Origin of the sequence: Microcella alkalica, from assembly GCF_014595885.1 — a bacterium.
Taxonomy (GTDB): domain Bacteria; phylum Actinomycetota; class Actinomycetes; order Actinomycetales; family Microbacteriaceae; genus Microcella; species Microcella alkaliphila_B.
In genome coordinates this window covers 56976-74450 of the sequence record NZ_JABUKC010000004.1, presented here as the reverse complement: position 1 = coordinate 74450, position 17475 = coordinate 56976, and the positions used below count along the sequence as shown (strand labels likewise).

The 17475-nt window shown below is 72.2% G+C and carries 14 protein-coding genes; 9 read left to right on the top strand and 5 right to left on the bottom strand.

Translation table 11 applies throughout. The features are described from left to right. Positions 1 to 41: 41 nt before the first annotated feature. From ID804_RS10780 to ID804_RS10755, 6 genes are all read left to right on the top strand, one after another. Positions 42 to 1301: a cysteine desulfurase family protein gene (locus tag ID804_RS10780; RefSeq protein ID WP_169079984.1), complete on the top strand. Its 1260-nt coding sequence runs from the start codon at positions 42 to 44 to the stop codon at positions 1299 to 1301. A gap of 49 nt (positions 1302 to 1350) precedes the next feature. Next, on the top strand, positions 1351 to 2511 hold the full coding sequence (gene mnmA, locus ID804_RS10775; protein ID WP_169080262.1) for a tRNA 2-thiouridine(34) synthase MnmA: 1161 nt from the start codon (positions 1351 to 1353) through the stop codon (positions 2509 to 2511). Positions 2512 to 2585: 74 nt separating this feature from the next. Beyond that, positions 2586 to 4856, top strand: a complete 2271-nt coding sequence (gene ligA / locus ID804_RS10770; RefSeq protein WP_169079982.1) for an NAD-dependent DNA ligase LigA — start codon at positions 2586 to 2588, stop codon at positions 4854 to 4856. A 32-nt stretch (positions 4857 to 4888) separates the two neighbouring features. Further along, positions 4889 to 5419, top strand: a complete 531-nt coding sequence (locus ID804_RS10765) for a P-loop nucleotide/nucleoside kinase family protein (RefSeq protein ID WP_169079980.1) — start codon at positions 4889 to 4891, stop codon at positions 5417 to 5419. Positions 5420 to 5818: 399 nt separating this feature from the next. Then, positions 5819 to 7240 (top strand): alpha/beta hydrolase, encoded by a 1422-nt coding sequence (locus tag ID804_RS10760; protein ID WP_169079978.1) that lies wholly within the window; start codon positions 5819 to 5821, stop codon positions 7238 to 7240. A gap of 134 nt (positions 7241 to 7374) precedes the next feature. Beyond that, on the top strand, positions 7375 to 7824 hold the full coding sequence (locus ID804_RS10755) for a hypothetical protein (protein WP_188219201.1): 450 nt from the start codon (positions 7375 to 7377) through the stop codon (positions 7822 to 7824). A 6-nt stretch (positions 7825 to 7830) separates the two neighbouring features. Here the strand turns inward: ID804_RS10755 and ID804_RS10750 are convergent, their stop codons facing one another. Beyond that, a complete protein-coding gene (locus ID804_RS10750) occupies positions 7831 to 8307 on the bottom strand; it encodes an META domain-containing protein (protein ID WP_169079974.1) in 477 nt (158 codons plus the stop codon). Between the two features lie 105 nt (positions 8308 to 8412). On the opposite strand from ID804_RS10750, the gene gatC reads away from it, so the two are divergent. Genes gatC through gatB form a run of 3 tightly spaced genes read left to right on the top strand, consistent with a single transcriptional unit; the run spans position 8413 to position 11758 of the window. After that, positions 8413 to 8712 (top strand): Asp-tRNA(Asn)/Glu-tRNA(Gln) amidotransferase subunit GatC, encoded by a 300-nt coding sequence (gatC, locus tag ID804_RS10745; RefSeq protein WP_169079972.1) that lies wholly within the window; start codon positions 8413 to 8415, stop codon positions 8710 to 8712. Continuing rightward, positions 8709 to 10244 carry an Asp-tRNA(Asn)/Glu-tRNA(Gln) amidotransferase subunit GatA gene (gene gatA, locus ID804_RS10740; RefSeq protein ID WP_169079970.1) on the top strand — a complete coding sequence of 512 codons (1536 nt, stop codon included), beginning with the start codon at positions 8709 to 8711 and terminating at the stop codon, positions 10242 to 10244. The genes gatC and gatA overlap by 4 nt, the downstream gene beginning before the upstream one ends. Continuing rightward, entirely contained in the window at positions 10244 to 11758 is a 1515-nt protein-coding gene (gene gatB, locus ID804_RS10735) for an Asp-tRNA(Asn)/Glu-tRNA(Gln) amidotransferase subunit GatB (protein WP_169079968.1), read from the top strand. Before gatA ends, gatB begins: the two co-directional genes overlap by 1 nt. Positions 11759 to 11840: 82 nt before the next feature. Here gatB and ID804_RS10730 read toward each other — a convergent pair whose 3' ends face one another. From ID804_RS10730 to ID804_RS10715, 4 genes are all read right to left on the bottom strand, one after another. Beyond that, positions 11841 to 13193, bottom strand: coding sequence for a hypothetical protein (locus ID804_RS10730; protein ID WP_169079966.1), 1353 nt, complete (start codon positions 13191 to 13193; stop codon positions 11841 to 11843). 71 nt (positions 13194 to 13264) lie between these two features. Next, on the bottom strand, positions 13265 to 15349 hold the full coding sequence (locus ID804_RS10725) for a nuclease-related domain-containing DEAD/DEAH box helicase (RefSeq protein ID WP_169079964.1): 2085 nt from the start codon (positions 15347 to 15349) through the stop codon (positions 13265 to 13267). Positions 15350 to 15442: 93 nt separating this feature from the next. Beyond that, positions 15443 to 15919 carry a GNAT family N-acetyltransferase gene (locus ID804_RS10720; RefSeq protein ID WP_169079962.1) on the bottom strand — a complete coding sequence of 159 codons (477 nt, stop codon included), beginning with the start codon at positions 15917 to 15919 and terminating at the stop codon, positions 15443 to 15445. Between the two features lie 135 nt (positions 15920 to 16054). Beyond that, the gene (locus ID804_RS10715) at positions 16055 to 17323 is read right to left on the bottom strand and encodes an MFS transporter (RefSeq protein ID WP_223159146.1); all 1269 of its coding nucleotides are present in this window, start codon (positions 17321 to 17323) and stop codon (positions 16055 to 16057) included. Positions 17324 to 17475: the final 152 nt, after the last annotated feature.

Here is a 17475-nt window from a genome sequence, read left to right as displayed (position 1 = left end):
GCCGTTCTCGTCGGGGCCGTCGCAGCGAGAGGGGGATGCCCGTGGCCGTGTACCTCGATCACGCCGCCGGTTCGCCCATGCCGGCCTCGGTGCGCGGCGCCTACCTCTCGGCGCTCGAGGCGGTGGGCAACCCGTCGTCGATCCATTCGGCCGGGCAGGCGGCGCGCGGCATGCTCGAGGATGCCCGCGAGCGCCTCGCGGCGACCCTCGGCGTCGACGCGGTCGAGATGGTCTTCACGGGCGGCGGCACGGAGGCCGTGAACCTCGGGGTGAAAGGGCTGTTCTGGAAGCGGCAGGGCGGCTCGGCGACGCCAAGCGCTCGCCCGCGCCCGCGCATCCTCGTGCCGCGCGCCGAGCACCACGCGACGCTCGATGCCGTCGAGTGGCTCGCCGCGCACGAGGGCGCGGTGCTGCGCTGGCTCGAGGTCGACGAGGTGGGTGCGCTGCGGCTCGGCGACCTCGCAGCGGCGCTGGCCGAGAACCCCGACGACGTCGCCCTCCTCACGATGCTCGCCGCCAACAACGAGGTCGGCACCCTGCAGCCCGTCGCCGAGGCCGCGGCGCTCGCCGCCGCCCAGGGCGTCCCCGTGCATGTGGACGCGATCGCCGCCTACGGGCAACTGCCGCTCGCGCCCCTGCCCGCCGGCGTCTCGGCGGTCTCGCTCTCGGCCCACAAGCTCGGCGGCCCCGTCGGCGTCGGAGCCCTCGTGCTGCGCCGCGGCGCCGACGTCGTGCCGCTCCTGCACGGCGGCTCGCAGCAGCGCGGACGCTCCGGCACGATGGATGCCGCGGGAGCGGCCGCCTTCGCCGCCGCCTCCGCCGAGGCCCACGCCGCGATCGCGGAGCGGGCCGCACGCAAGGCGCAGCTGCGCGACCGCCTGGCGGCGGGCATCCTCGCCGCTCTGCCGCAGGTCGAGCTGCGCGGCGCCGCGGGCCGCGCGGCCGTCGCACGCGCGGCCGGCCGCGACGCCGAGGCCGCGCAGTGGGCCGCGCGCGCCCTGCCCGGCACGCTGCACCTGACCGTTCCGGGGGCCGAGGGCGACTCGCTGCTCATGCTGCTCGATCTCGCCGGCTTCGCCGTCTCGACGGGCTCGGCGTGCCAGGCCGGCGTGCCCGAGCCGAGCCACGTGCTGCTCGCGATGGGCCTCGACGAGCAGGCGGCGCGCGGTGCGCTGCGCATCTCGCTGGGCCCCGAGACGACCGAGGCCGAGGTCGACGCGCTGCTCGCGGCCCTGCCGGCGGCCGTCGAGCGCGCGACCTCGGCGGGTCTCGCGGCCCGCACCCCGAGCCTCGGTCGTTAGCCGCCCGGCGCACCCGCGTACCCTGGAACCCGTGCGAGTCCTGGCAGCGATGAGCGGTGGCGTCGACAGCGCCGTCGCCGCCGCGCGCGCGGTCGACGCAGGCCATGACGTCGTCGGCGTGCACCTGGCGCTGAGCCGCATGCCCGGCACGCTGCGCACCGGCAGCCGCGGCTGCTGCACGATCGAGGACAGCCTCGATGCCCGCCGCGCGGCGGATCTGCTGGGCATCCCCTTCTACGTGTGGGATTTCTCCGAGCGCTTCCGCGCCGACGTCGTCGACGACTTCATCAGCGAGTACGCCGCCGGCCGCACCCCGAACCCGTGCATGCGCTGCAACGAGCGCATCAAGTTCGCGGCCGTGCTCGAGAAGGCCCTCGCGCTCGGCTTCGACGCGGTCGCGACCGGCCACTACGCCCACATCGTCACCGACGCCGAGGGCAACCGCGAGCTGCACCGCGCGAGCGACGAGGCCAAAGACCAGTCGTACGTGCTCGGCGTGCTGACGACCGAGCAGCTCGCGCACGCGATGTTCCCGCTCGGCACGACGCCGTCGAAGGCGGTCGTGCGCGCCGAGGCCGCGGCGCGCGGGCTCACGGTCGCGCAGAAGCCCGACAGCCACGACATCTGCTTCATCCCTGACGGCGACACGCGCGGCTGGCTCGCCGACCGCATCGCACCGCAGCAGGGCGCGATCGTCGACCGCGACGGCACCCCGGTCGGCTCGCACGATGGCGCGACGAGCTTCACGGTCGGCCAGCGCCGCGGCCTGAACCTCGGCGTGCCGGCCCCCGACGGCCGCCCGCGCTTCGTGCTCGAGGTGCGCCCGCGCACGAACGAGGTCGTCGTCGGCCCGAAGGAGGCGCTCGCGATCCGCGAGCTCGCCGGCGCCCGCTTCTCGTGGGCGGGCCTCGATCCGGTGGCGAGCGGCCTCACCCACGTGACCGCTGAGGGGGATGCCTGGGCTCCGTTCTCGTGCCAGGTGCAGGTGCGCGCGCACGCCGACCCGGTCGCGGCGACGGCTCGCCTGGCGCCGAGCACCACCCCCGACGGCACCACCGACGTCACCGCCCCCGAGCTCGTCGTCGAGGTCGACGAGCCCCTGCTCGGGGTGGCTCCCGGCCAGACCGCGGTGCTGTACTCGGGCACGCGCGTGCTGGGCCAGTGCACGATCGACCGCACCGTGAGCGCGGTGCCGGCCACGGCATCCTGAGCGGGCCCTCGCCACCGGAAGCGCCCCGGCGCAACCCCCGGCCGAGCGTCAGTGGTCGCTCCTAGACTGACGCCGTGACTGACGAGCAGGCGCACGAGACCCCCGTCGACGAGCTCAGCCGCGACGCCGCGCACGCCGAGGTCGAGGCGCTGACGACGCGCATCCTCGAGCTGCGCGACGCGTACTACGCGCGCGACGCCCTGCTGGAGGACGACGCCACCTACGACGCCCTCGTGCGCCGCCTCGAGCTCATCGAGCACGCCTTCCCCGAGCTGCAGAAGCAAGACAGCCCGACGCAGACGGTCGGCGGCACCGCCGTCACGACGCTGTTCGCGCCGGTCGAGCACGCCGAGCGCATGCTGAGCCTCGACAACGTCTTCAGCGCGGAGGAGTTCGCCGAGTGGGCGGCGAAGGTCGAGCGCGACGCGAACCGCCCGGTGCGCTGGCTGTGCGAGCTGAAGATCGACGGCCTCGCCCTCAACCTGCGCTACGAGCGCGGCGTGCTGGTCACGGCGGCGACGCGCGGCGACGGGCGCGTGGGTGAGGATGTCACGCAGAACGTGCTGCAGGTGGCGGGCATCCCGACCCGGCTCGCGGGCGACCCGGCCGAGCTGCCCGAGCTGGTCGAGGTGCGCGGCGAGGTGTTCATCCCGAAGGCGGCGTTCGACGAGCTCAACGCGCTGCAGCGCGAGGCGGGCGAGCGCGAGTTCGCGAACCCCCGCAACGCCGCGAGCGGCAGCCTGCGCCAGAAGAGCGAGGGCAAGAACGACGAGCAGCTGGCGCGCATGCGCGATCGCCTGAGCCGCTTGCGGATGCTCGTGCACGGCATCGGCGCCTGGCCGAACCCGCCCGTGGCCGCCCAGAGCGAGGTCTACGAGCTGCTCGAGCGCTGGGGTCTGCCGATCAGCAGCCACTTCCGCGTGCACGACTCTGCGGCCGGCGCGGCCGAGTTCATCGCCTACCACGGCGAGCACCGGCACGACGTCGAGCACGAGATCGACGGCGTCGTGGTGAAGGTCGACGAGCTCGACCTGCACGACGAGCTCGGCGCGACGAGCCGCGCCCCGCGCTGGGCGATCGCCTACAAGTACCCGCCCGAGCAGGTGAACACGACGCTGCTCGACATCGTCGTGAGCGTCGGGCGCACGGGCCGCGCGACGCCGTTCGCCGTCATGGAGAAGGTGCGCGTGGCCGGCAGCGAGGTGCGCCAGGCGACCCTGCACAACCAGGACGTGGTGAAGGCCAAGGGCGTGCTCATCGGCGACACGGTCGTGCTGCGCAAGGCCGGTGACGTGATCCCCGAGGTGCTCGGCCCCGTCGTCGAGCTGCGCGACGGCAGCGAGCGCGAGTTCGTCATGCCGACGAACTGCCCCGAGTGCGGCACCCCCCTCGCTCCCGCGAAGGAAGGCGACATCGACCTGCGCTGCCCGAACGCGCGCAGCTGCCCCGCCCAGGTGCGCGGCCGCGTCGAGCACATCGGCAGCCGCGGCGCCCTCGACATCGAGGCCCTCGGCGAGGTGAGCGCGGCCGCGCTCACGCAGCCCGACGTGCCGAGCATCCCGCCCCTCGAGACGGAGGCGGGCCTGTTCGAGCTCACCGTCGAGCAGCTACTGCCGATCGAGGTCGTCGTGACCGACGCCGAGACGGGGCTGCCCAAGCTCGAGGCCGACGGCACGGCCAGGCGGCGCTCGCCGTTCCGCCGCAACCCGACCGCCGCCGAGAAGAAGCAGGGGCTCCAGGGCCCCCAGCCGAGCGCCGCCGCCCTCACCCTGCTCGCCGAGCTCGAGAAGGCGAAGACGAAGCCGCTGTGGCGGCTGCTCGTGAGCCTCAACATCCGGCACGTGGGCCCGGTCTCGGCTCGCGCGCTCGCCGACTGGTTCGGCTCGCTCGACGCGATCCGCGCCGCGACCAAAGACGAGCTGGCGGCCGTCGACGGCGTCGGCGGCATCATCGCCGAGGCCGTCATCGACTGGTTCGCCGTCGACTGGCACGTCGACATCGTCGAGCGCTGGGCCGCCGCCGGCGTGCAGTTCGCCACCCCCGGCCACCCCGGTCCGGGCGCCGCGGCCGCCGCCGGGGGAGTGCTCGCCGGCCTCACCGTCGTCGCCACCGGCACCCTCGAGGGCTTCACGCGTGAGGGCGCGCAAGAGGCGATCATCGCCGCCGGCGGCAAGGCCGCGTCGAGCGTCAGCAAGAAGACCGACTTCGTCGCCGCCGGCCCCGGCGCCGGCTCGAAGCTCGCCAAGGCCGAGCAGCTCGGGGTGCGCATCATCGACGCCGCCCAGTTCGCCATCCTCGTCACCGAGGGCCCCGACGCGCTGCCGCCGGCGGTGGAGGGCGCCTGAGCCGCGCTCGACCGCACCGACAGGATCGGATCATGCTCATCGTCATGGCCGGGCTCCCGGCGTCGGGTAAGAGCGCGCTCGCCGAGACCCTCGCCCGCGCCCTGCGCTGCGCCGTGCTGTCAGTCGACCCGATCGAGGCGGCGCTCTGGCGAGCCGGCATCGCGCGCACCGAACCGACGGGCCTCGCCGCCTACGTGGTCGCCGAAGACCTCGCGCGCGAGCAGCTGCTCCTCGGCCACGACGTCATCATCGACGCGGTCAACGACGCGGCGGAGGCGCGAGAGCAATGGCGCTCGCTCGCGTCGACGGCGGAGGTTCCGATCGCCTTCCTCGAGGTGCACTGCAGCGACCCCGTCGTGCACGAGCAGCGGCTGCGGTCACGTCGTCGCGAGATCCCCGGCTTCTCCGAGCCGACCTGGCAGGAGGTGCGCGACCGCGAGCCGGCGCTGCGCTCGTGGACCGGCCGACGACTCCGGCTCGACTCGGTCAGGCCGATCCCCGACCTGCTCGGGGCCGCATTGACCTACCTCGACGACGTGCGCACGACCGCTCCACCCGCCTGACCGAACGGCCGTGAACCCCTCGCGACACGCCGCCAACCGGTCCGGCGAGGGCTCCGAACACCTCCAGGATGCTCGCTCGAGGTCGACCCGGAGCCTCGAGCGAGCCCTCCGCAGGTAGACCCGCCGGGTCTTCCCGAGCCTGCGACCGACCCTCACGAGCCCCATCGACCCCACCAGCAACACTGCCAACATCCGCGGAATTCCGCGGATCTGGAGCCCTCATGTCCCCCTTTTTGTGGACAGGAATGCGTCGCGGACTGTGAGAATTGCGGGGGATTCCAAACCGAACCCCCCGATCGGAGGGCATTTCCCCTAGCATGAAAACGCGTCAGTCGACCCCGTTTCGGGGTCGTTCCCCCAACTGTCGCCCATTGATGCCCAAGACAGGGGATACCCGAATTGCTGCTCGAGGCCACGGCAGTCGTGCTGACCTCGCTGACCGTCGCGACGGTCGCGGGGCCCCTCGGCACGCCCCGAACCTCTGAGCAGCCTCCGCCAGCCGCCGTGCAGAGCGTCGAGCACGCCGTCGCGTTGACCGCTCCGGCGGGCCACTCCGATGATCTCGCGACCCGCATCGACCCCGCGTCTGTGAGCGTTCCCGTGCCGCGAGCGGCGCTGCCGCTCTCCACGCTCGCCGCCCTCGAGGGCACCGATCTGCTGCACGGCCTCGCAGCGACGGCGCCCATCACCGCGGCGAGCCTCGCCGACCGTCACCCCGAGGCGGTGCGGCAGCTGCTCGCCTCGCCGCCGGCCCCTCGGCTGGTCGAGAGCTGGTGGCGCAACCTCGACGACCGCGCGCAGCGCTCTCTCGCGGCGGCGGCGCCGGAGGTCGTCGGCAACCTCGACGGCGTGCCGTTCGCCATCCGCAACGAGGCGAACCGCAGCGTGCTGCGCGACACGATCCGCGAGCTCGAGCTCGGCCTCACCGGCGAGGTGGGGCGCGCGCTCGCGACGCAGAGCAACGAGCGGCTGCAGATGCTCTACGCCGTCGCCGACGCGCTTGGCCCGTCGACCGCGAACCCGCAGCGCAGCCTCATCACCCTCGACACGCAGGACGCCGGCAAGGCCGCGATCGTGCTCGGCGACCTGCAGACCGCCGACTACGTCAGCTACCTGATTCCCGGCATGTTCATCTCGGTCGGCGGCAACATCGTGGAGTGGACCGACACGGCGGCCCGCCTCTACGACGAGCAGGTGTCGTGGCTCAACCTGCTCGCCGACGCGGGCGCCGAGCCGGGCACGCGTACCGTCGCGACCGTCGCCTGGATCGGCTACCAGACCCCCCACCTGCTCAACGTCGGCAGCCTCGATCTCGCCTACGAGGGTCGTGACGCGCTCGCCGATGCGCTCGTCGGGCTCGAGACCCTGCGCCGCAACGACCCGCCGCACGTGAGCCTGCTGGCCCACTCGTACGGCTCCACCGCGGCGATGCTCGCCCTCAGCGAGACCGAGGTCGAGGTCGACGCCCTCGCCATGATCGGCTCGCCCGGTTCACCGGTGACGAGCGCCGACGACCTGCACGTGCGCGGCGCGATCTTCGTCGGCGAGGCCGCGTGGGATCCGATCTCGAACAGCTCCTTCTTCGGCGGCGACCCCGGCTCGGGCGAGTTCGGCGCGGCGGTGATGAGTGTGCGCGGCGGCATCGACGTCGTTACCAACGAGGTGCTCGTCGGCTCGACCGGCCACAACGAGTACTTCAGCCCCGGCACCGAGGCGATGCGCAACATGGCGCTCATCGGCATCGACCAGGCCGAGCTCGTCACCGACGGCTCCGAGCGCGACAGCGAGCGCACACTGGCTCTCGCGCTCGGCTCGCGCTGAGCATCCGCCCGCACCGCATGATCGATCGCGATCGGATGCTCGCGCGCGCGCCGCGCGGAAAGGTCGGTGCACGTCCCGCTCAGCGGGCGCGTCGCCGCTCGGTGTTACTGTGCGTGCGCACACCGACCGATCGGATGACGATGCGCACTGCGGCGCGATTCGCGCCCCTCGCGGCACTGGCGCTGCTGGGGCTCAGCGGGTGCGCCCTGGAGGGCCCGAGCGAGGTGACCGACGCCGAGGCGCGCGAGCGGTTCGTGGCCGTGCTCGACGCCACCCAGCGCACGGTGGGCGGCTCGTGGCAGATCGATGACGACCCGACGCCGCGCGAGTGCACCATTCCGCTGTGGGTGACGGGCGAGCGATTCCCGGCCCTGCGCGTGGGCGACGCCCCGCGCGACGTGCAGCGCGCGGCCGACGCCGTCGAGCAGTCGTGGCTCGATGACGGGATGACCGTGGAGCGTCAGACCGTCGGCGATGTGCTCGAGGTCTCGGCGACCTCCGAGCACGGCGAGGTGTTCATCCTGCGCCTCAGTGACAGCGCGGCGACGCTGCAGGGCGAAAGCGAGTGCCGGCCGGTCGACTGAGCGCGCTCAGTCGGCGGTGAAGACGAGCTCGACGCCCGGGCCGGTGAGTACGAGCTCATCACCGGTCGACTCGGCGCGCGAGACGCCGACGAGGGCGTCGTAGTAGCGGCCCTCGAGCTGCATCTGCTCGGGGTCGGCGCAGGCGCGCTCGGTGGTCTGGATGCCGCCGCCCTCGCCGCCGAAGCGCAGCCCGCCGCCCGTGACGCTGAGGGTGCCGCTGTAGAGGTTGCACGGGCTGTCACCCGAGAAGTCGCGGCCCTCGACCCGCAGCGTCACCGGGCTCGCCGACTCGATGAAGGCGCCGTCGGCATCGGAGCCGCTCACGAGCACCCACGACCCCTGCAGCGGCTCGACGGTGGCGTCGGCGGCGCAGGCGGTGAGCGCGCCGAGTGCGGCCGCCGCGAGGGCCAGGGCGGCGAGCCCTCGGGCGCGAGCGCGCGTGACCATGGCGAAGCCCTCCTCGTCGACGGATGCTGCGCCCACTCTGCTCCGAACGCGCGGCCTGCGCCAGCCCCCGCGCCCCGCTGAGCCCCGCACGCGCCTCACTAGACTGGGAGCATCCCCCACCGACGGCCCCTAGGGAGCTGCATGTCTGAGATCACGCCCGAGCGCGTCGCCCACCTGGCGATGCTCGCGCGCATCGCCCTGACCGACGACGAGATTCAGAAGCTCACGGGTGAGCTCGGCGCGATCGTCGACTCCGTGGCGAAGGTGCAGCAGGTCGCGACGCCCGACGTCGTCGCCACGAGCCACCCGATCCCGCTCACGGGCGGCATGCGCCCCGACGTGGTCGGCGAGACGCTCACGACCGAGCAGGCCCTTGCCGGCGCGCCCGACCACGACGGCAGCCGGTTCCGCGTCACCGCGATCCTGGGGGAGGAGCAGTGAGCGCCGCCGACCTGACCCGCGCCACCGCCGCCGACCTCGCGCACCGCCTCAGCACCGGAGAGGTCTCGAGCGTCGAGGTCACGCAGGCGCACCTCGACCGCATCGCCGCCGTCGATGGCGACGTGCACGCCTTCCTCCACGTCTCCGAGCACGCGCTCGACACCGCCCGTCAGGTCGACGCCGACCGCGCCGCGGGCCTCGCGCTGCCCGAACTCGCGGGCGTGCCGATCGCGATCAAGGATGTGCTCTGCACGCTCGACATGCCGTCGACGTCGGGCTCGAAGATCCTCGAGGGCTGGGTGCCGCCGTACGACGCGACGGTCGTCGCCCGCCTGCGGGCGGCCCGCATGGTGCCGCTCGGCAAGACCAACATGGACGAGTTCGCGATGGGCTCCTCCACCGAGCACTCGGCGTACGGCCCCACCAAGAACCCGTGGGATCTCGAGCGCATCCCCGGCGGCTCGGGCGGCGGCTCGGCCGCGGCCGTCGCCGCGTTCGAGGCACCCGTCGCGCTCGGCTCCGACACGGGCGGCTCGATCCGCCAGCCCGGCGCCGTCACGGGCACGGTCGGCGTGAAGCCGACGTACGGCGGCGTGAGCCGCTACGGCGCGATCGCCCTCGCGAGCAGCCTCGACCAGGTGGGCCCCGTGTCGCGCACGGTGCTGGATGCTGCGCTCGTGCACGACGTCATCGGCGGCCATGATCCGCGCGACGCCACGAGCATCCCCGACCAGTGGCCCTCGATGGCCGAGGCCGCCCGCCGCGGGCTGACCGGTGACGCGCTCAAGGGTCTGCGCGTCGGCGTGGTGCGTGAGCTCGAGGGCGACGGCTTCCAGTCGGGCGTCAAGCAGCGGTACCACGAGACCCTCGACCTGCTGGCCGGTGCCGGCGCCGAGATCGTCGAGGTCAGCTGCCCGCACTTCGAGTACGCGGTCGCCGCGTACTACCTGATCCTGCCGGCGGAGGCCTCGAGCAACCTCGCGAAGTTCGACTCGGTGCGCTTCGGCCTGCGCGCGAACGTCACCGGCACGGTCGAAGACGTCATGGGCGCGACCCGGGAGGCGGGCTTCGGGCCGGAGGTGAAGCGCCGCATCATCCTCGGCACGTACGCGCTGAGCGCCGGCTACTACGACGCCTACTACGGCAGCGCGCAGAAGGTGCGCACGCTCATCCAGCAGGATTTCGACGCCGCGTTCGAGCAGGCCGACATCCTTGTCTCGCCCTCGGCGCCCACCACGGCGTTCAAGTTCGGCGAGAAGCTCGCCGACCCGCTGGCGATGTACCTCAACGACGTCACGACGATTCCCGCGAACCTCGCCGGCGTGCCCGGCATGGGCCTGCCGATGGGCCTCGCGCCCGAGGACGGCCTGCCGACGGGTCTGCAGCTCATGGCGCCCGCGCGCCACGACGCCCGCCTCTACGAAGTGGGCGCTGCGATCGAGCAGCTGCTCGAGGGTCAGTGGGGTCAGCCGCTGTGGAGCCAGGCTCCTGCGCTTGCGACGGCGCTCGGATCGAACGGAGGGGCCCGCTGATGGCGAAGGCGCAGCTGATGGACTTCGACAAGGCGCTCGAGCTGTTCGAGCCCGTGCTCGGCTTCGAGGTGCACGTCGAGCTCTCGACGAAGACGAAGATGTTTTCCGACGCGCCGAACCCGGCGTTCTCGGGCAACGAGATCACCGAGCCCAACACGGCGATCACGCCCGTGTGCCTGGGCCTGCCGGGCTCGCTCCCGGTCGTCAACGAGCAGGCCGTGCGGTACTCGATCTCGCTGGGTCTCGCGCTCGGCTGCCAGATCGCGCCGACGAGCCGCTTCGCGCGCAAGAACTACTTCTACCCGGATCTCGCGAAGAACTACCAGATCAGCCAGTACGACGAGCCGATCGCCTTCGAGGGATCTCTCGAGGTCGAGCTGGAGGATGGCACGCTCGTGCAGGTGCCGATCGAGCGCGCCCACATGGAGGAGGACGCCGGCAAGCTGACGCACGTCGGCGGCTCGACGGGCCGCATCCAGGGCGCCGAGTACTCGCTCGTCGACTACAACCGCGCCGGCGTGCCGCTCGTCGAGATCGTGACGAAGCCGATCGTCGGCGCCGAGCACCGCGCGCCGGAGCTCGCGAAGGCCTACGTGTCGACGATCCGCGACATCGTGCGTGCTCTCGGCATCTCGGAGGCCCGCATGGAGCGCGGCAACCTGCGCTGCGACGCGAACGTGTCGCTGCGGCCGCGCGGGCAGCAGCAGTTCGGCACGCGCACTGAGACGAAGAACGTCAACTCGCTGCGCAGCGTCGAGCGGGCCGTGCGGTACGAGATCCAGCGCCAGGCGGCGATCCTCGCGGCGGGCGGCACGATCACGCAAGAGACGCGCCACTGGCATGAAGACACCGGCACGACGTCGCCCGGCCGCCCGAAGAGCGACGCCGACGACTACCGGTACTTCCCCGAGCCCGACCTGCTGCCGGTCACGCCGACTGCGGCCCTGATCGAAGAACTGCGGGATGCTCTGCCCGAGGCTCCGGCCGCGCGCCGACGCCGCCTGAAGGAGGAGTGGGGCTTCAGCGACCTCGAGTTCCGCGACGTCGTGAACTCGGGCCTGCTCGTCGAGGTGGCCGACACGGTCGCCGCGGGCGCCGCCCCCCAGCAGGCGCGCAAGTGGTGGACGGGTGAGATCGCCCGCATCGCCAACGCGACCGACGCGGAGCCCGCGTCGCTCATCTCACCGGCCCACGTCGCCGAGATCGTCGCCCTCGTCGAGTCGGGAGCCCTCACTGACCGACTCGCCCGACAGGTCGTCGAGGGCGTCATCGCGGGGGAGGGCTCGCCGGCCGAGGTCGTCGCGGCTCGTGGTCTCGAGGTCGTCTCGGACGACGGCGCGCTCATCACCGCCGTCGACACTGCGCTCGCTTCGCAGCCGGATGTTCTCGAGAAGATCCGTGACGGCAAGGTGCAGGCCGCTGGCGCTGTCATCGGCGCGGTGATGAAGGCGATGGGCGGCAAGGCTGATGCGGCTCGCGTGCGCGAGTTGGTGCTTGAGCGCGCCGCGCAGTAGTCGCGGGCTTCCCCAGAGCGGATGGTTTCTCATTGGCGAGTGTGCCGGTTGTGGCACACACGCCATTCTGCGTGACCGCCCGTTACTCGTTGTCTTGTGAGGAGAGGGCGGCCGACGGCAACGCGCTGTCGATACCGGGCTCGGTCTCGACGACCTGCGTAGGACGAAGCTTCGGCGGCGTCGCTGCCCACGCCTTCAAGACCTGGCCGATCTCGAGGTAGGCGCAGTCGATCGCGTCGACCATCGAGTCGATGAACGAGCCTCGTCCGGTTCCGCGCTTCGCGCCCATCGGCACTGAGCGCGCGACGGTGAAGGTCTTGATGTCCCGTCCGGACTCGGGAACCAGCAATGTAGGGGTCTCGCGCACGGCACCCAAGAGCGCGGCCGGGCCGCTACTCGAGCGAACGGGGGTCGCCTCGATACGAACGCTCGGCGGTGCGTCCTTCAACTGACGCACGAGCCAATTCACTCGGGTGGTCGGCCGCCCTTCCTTGGGGGCATCGAGCTCGAACGAGGCGGTGATGGTGCCGGCGCGAAGGTCGGCGACAACGGCGAGGTCGGACACTGCACCCGGTATCCGCAGGCCGCCGCGCAGTTGACCGTCGCGCACGAGTTCAGCGACCAGGCGGGTACTCCGCGCTTTCGGATCGGCTGCTTCGGCACGGTTGAGGGCGGGCAGCACTTCGGAACCGAGCTGTCGCCCGAGGCGCAGCCCGGCGAAGCGCAGAAGCGCATCGAACCGGCTTGCGACCTCAGCCACTCCCTTGTCATTGGCCCGAAGTGTGCCCGACGCCAGCGCTTCGCGCACCGGCACCCAGTTCGGCCCCATGTCCTCGAAAGAGAGCGCCCCGGACTTCGGGTGCTCGAGGTAACGAATCAGCTCGCCGAGGATCCATGCCTGTTCGGGGTCGGCGATCCCGCGATGCTCTTTCTGCACGACGGCCGCGGTGAGGATCTCCGACCACGAGTAGTGGTGCAGCGCCACCTTCTTGAGCTTGCGGCCGTCGATGGCGGTCGGATGCGTGCCCATCGCAGACGGGATCTCGTTCGAGATGGTGATGAGCGCGTCGAATCCCTGCTCCCGGGCGACGTCGAGGTAGTCCTCGAGCTGTGCAGTCTCCAGGACGTTCGTCCCCGTCTTGACTTCGACGAGCGCCGTCCACGTCTTTGCGCCGCGGCTCGCGCGGATTAGTCCGTCCGGGTAGACCCGACGCTCGCCGATGGTGAACGGCACTTCGATGAAGGTCTCGAGACTCGCCGCCGGCGCACCGAGCGGCTGCGTGAGCGTCTTGCCGAAGTCTCGAACAGCAGACATCACTGCCAGGAGAGCGGAGGTCGCCCGACGCTCCTGCTCGTCTGCTCCATTGATCCCTGAGGTGGGGATCAGGCGGGCGGCGTTCCAAGCGGGTTCCGGTGAGGGGGTCTTCGCTGCCATCGAGGTCTTCTGCTTTCTGTTGGATCAGGTTTCGGGGCCGCTGGTGGGTACGAGACTTGCGCTATAGGAACTCATCGTGTGCGACCGACCCATAACCCGTCGCGCGCTCGCGTCATCCCCACGTAGAGCTCGCGCCGCTCGATCTCCCAGCGCTCCCTGGCCCCATCGTGGGCGCCGGGTGCGAAATTGCCGAGCAGCGACTCGCGCACGCGCGCCACGAGCACCTGCTTGAACTCGAGCCCCTTGGCGCGCTTGATCGTGCCGACCTTCACGCGTTCGGTCACGACCCCCGAGTAGTCGCTGAGCTTGACTGTCTCGAGCCCGGCCCGGCGCAGCGCGCCAGCGCACGCCTCCGCATCGCGGTTCGTGGCGCAGAGCACGCCGATGTCTCCGGCCGAGACGCCCGAGATCACGAGCGACCGCACGTGCGACACGAGCGCCGCGTCGTGCTCGGTCGCGGAGGTGAAGACCGCCGACTGCGGGGCGGGGCCCGTCCGCGGGATGGCGACCGCCGCATCCCCTCGCAGCGCGCCGCCCTCGATGTCGACGAACTCGTCGCCTTCGACGACCGTCGCCGCGAAGGCCGCGATCTCGCGAGTGTTGCGGTAGTTCGTGGAGAGCACGACGCCGCGTCCGGCGACGGTGAGCCCGGCCTCCGCGAGCGTGTAGCCGCCGGGGTAGATGGTCTGCTGGCCGTCGCCTATGAGCGTCAGACCGTCGGGGCGGTCGCCGACGAGGGCGTAGAGCATCCGGATCATGGCGCACGAGAGGTCTTGCGCCTCGTCGATGACGACCGCGCTGACTCCCTCGAGGGGGCGCTCGCGCAGCGACGCCTCGGCGCGCAGGATGACGTCTTCGAAATCCATGACGCCCGCGTCGCGGAGGTTCTGCTGGTACTGCAGGTAGAGCCGCCACACCTCGCGGCGCTGGTCGACGCTCAGCCGTCGGCGGCGCCCGGCGCGGGCGAGGTCGGCGTACTGCTTGAAGGTCGTCAGGCCGCGGCCCTTGATGACGTGCAGCAGCTCGTCGTGCCAGTAGCGCGAGTTCGAGTCGAGCGCCGCGAGCGGGCCCTGCCGGCCGACCTGCGCCCACGCTCGGTTGAACGCCTGCGTCGCCTCGGGCAGCTTCACGACTACGCGGTGCCCGCGCTCGCGCAGCACCCGCAGCGCGAACTGGTGGATGCCGGTGAACTCGACGCGGTCGGCCACCTCCGGCGCGAGCCGCGTCATGAGCGTGGCGAGCACGTCGGGCAGCGTGCGCACGTAGGTGGTGACGACGACGCGCCCGGTGGATGCCCGAGCCAGGTACGCCGCCCGATGCAGCCCGACGACCGTCTTGCCGCATCCTGCCGGGCCGCGGATGCGCGAGGGGCCGCTGAAGCTGCGCCGCACGAGCTTCGCCTGGTCGGGGTGCAGGAAGGCCATCCACTCCTCGATGGGGGCGGCGAGCATCCCGGCCAGGAAGGTGTCGGCGATCTCGTCGAGCGTCAGCAGCGGCTCATCCTGGGTGACGATCGGGTCGGGGATGCTCGCATCGAGCTCGCTCGGAGCCTCACCCACGAGCGGGAAGTGGTCGAGCACCAGGCTCAGCACCGCGTTCTGCTGCTTGTCGGTCAGGCGGCGCCCGAAGCCGGCGATTTGCTTGGCGGCGGCCCGCTCGCCGACGACCATGAGTCCGCCGAGACCTTGCAGGGGAGTGGGTGGCATCGAGGAGCCGGCCAGCACGACCAGCACATGCACCTCGCCCGGTGCGAGGCCGAGCTCGGCGAGCGCCGCCTCGGTGCTGTAGCCGACATCGGCGAGGCCGGCGAGCTCATCGGTCACGTCGGCCTGCCCGCGGAAGATGCGGCCCGCGGCGATCGCTACGTCCTTCCACGCCTTCGTGTCGACGACGAAGACGCCGCCCGGCCCGACGAGCACGTGGTCGATCTGCGCGCGGCTGCCGCGGCGGGCGCCCGGCCAGCCGCGGTCGTGCAGGAAGGTGTAGCCCTGCGCGGTCAGCGGGGCGAGCGTGCCGGCGACCTGGCGCTCGGTGCGGTGGGCGAGCATCCACCGCTGGGCCTCGTCGCGGGCGATCGCGGCGAGGCGCTCGTGCTCGTCGGCGAGCGCGACCAGGCGACGGGCCTCGGTGCCCGCGGACCTTCCCGCCTCGCTCATGCGCCCCCTTGCTGAGTGTCGCTCCAGTCTCGTCGAGAAGTGGAGCGATCGTCAGGGGCGCGCTGTGCCCAGTTCGGGGGTGAGCATCGACGGTCAGCGCAGGTGCAGCAGCATCGTGTCTGACCCGCCGTTGCGCCCCACGACCTCGAACCCGGTTCGCTCGTAGAGCCGCCGGGCCGGGTTGGCGTCCTCCACGCTGAGACTCAGCGCGGGCAGCCCTCGCCGCCGAGCCTCCTGAACGAGCGCGTCGAGCAGCGCCGTGCCCACTCCGCGGCCGCGATACGGCTGAAACGTCGTGAGGCTCAGCTCGGGCGTCTCGGCGTCGACGAACCCGTACCCCGGGTCTGAGGCGGGCAGCAGCACAGCCCACGCCACGCCGGCCTCGGCGCCGTCGACGAGCGCGGCGAACCCGAAGTCGCTATCGCCGGGGAACCCCGTGAAGTAGTGCGACAGCTCGGGCGCCTCGTCGATGTCGGCGACTCCGTAGCGCGGCCCGCTCCAGTTCATGTTGGCGAGCGTCGCCTCCCGCAGCAGCGGGCGGTCGGCGGTGGTGAGGGGTCGCAGGAGCATCGCGCCACGCTACTCGCTGGGGGCGTTCTCGCGATCCCTCACTCGGCACGTCGCGGCATGTGCCGCAACAGGCACACACGAGAAACGCACAACCGCCGTCCGGGCCCCGAGCTGACAGCACCGGCGGTACGGCCCCTAGGGCCGCGGATCCTCCGCGTCGTACTCGCGCAGCGTGCGCTGCGCCCGCAGGATGACGGCCGCCGCGACCACGATCACGAACCCGCCCAGCAGCGGCGGGAACCACAGCAGCGCCGTCACGCTCAGCACGCCGACGTACAGGTCGCCGATGCGCGGCCCGCCCGTGACGACGACCGTGAACAACCCCTGCAGGCGGCCCCGCATCGCATCGGGGACCGACGCCTGCAGCATCGTGTTGCGGTAGATCATGCTGACGCTGTCGGCCGCGCCCGAGAGCGCCAGCAGCACGCTCGCCGCGACGAGCGCCGGCCAGTTCACCGACTCGGCCGACCACGACGACGACACCGGCGCACCCGACACGGCCGCGAGCAGCAGCACCACCCCGAGCCCGAGGATCGTCAGCCCGTACGCCGCGACGCCCGCGATGACGCCGAGCCCCTGCCGCCGCACGCCGCCGAGGCGACCCGGGAAAACCCCCAGCACGAGCACGCCCACCGCGATCGCCGACGTCAGCACGCCGACGGTCACCGCCCCGCCGCCGATGAGCACCGCCCCGATCGCCGGGAACAGCACGCGCGGGTTGCCGAACGTCATCGCGAAGATGTCGAGCAGGAACGAGGCACGGATGTTCGGCGCCACCCGCAGGAACCGCCACCCCTCCACGACCGACCGCACGCCGGGCCGCAGCGCCTCGCCCTCCGGCCGCACCGCCGGCAGCGTGTAGAGCCCGACGAACGCGGCGACGAACAGCACCGTGTCGATCGTGTACGTCCACGAGATGCCCACGCCCGCCACGAGCACGCCGGCGAGCGCCGGGCCGACCGTCAGCATGAGCCCGCCGCTGATGCCCCCGAGCGCGCCCGCCGCCGGCAGCAGCTCGCGCCGGATCAGCCGCGGCACGATCGCCTGCCTCGCGACCCCGACCATCGTCGCCGCGACGGTGTTGAGCGTGATCAGCAGGTACAGCGGCAGCACCGGCTCCGCCTGCGACCACGAGTACGCCGCGAGCCCCGCCGTCGAGCCCCACGCCACGAGCGCCGACACGAGCGCCACGATGCGCCGGTCGAACGAGTCGGCGAGCACCCCGCCGTAGAGCCCTGCGACGATCATCGGCACGAGCGCGAACGCCGCCACGTACGACACCATGAGCGTCGACTGCGTGCGGGCGTAGACATCCAGCCCCACCGCCAGGATCGTCATCTGGCTGCCGATGCCCGTGATCGTGCCGCCCACCCACATGCGCGCGAACGCGGGGCTCTCGCGCAGCGGAGCGAGGTCGACGAAGTGGCGGCGGGCGAGCGACGCGCGAGGAGCCGAGATGGTTGCCTCCGAAGAACACGCACCGGCGGCGGATGTCCGCGGTGCGACCCTCCATGCAATCACGGCCGCGCTGCGCGCATTCCCATCGCGGCCCCTGT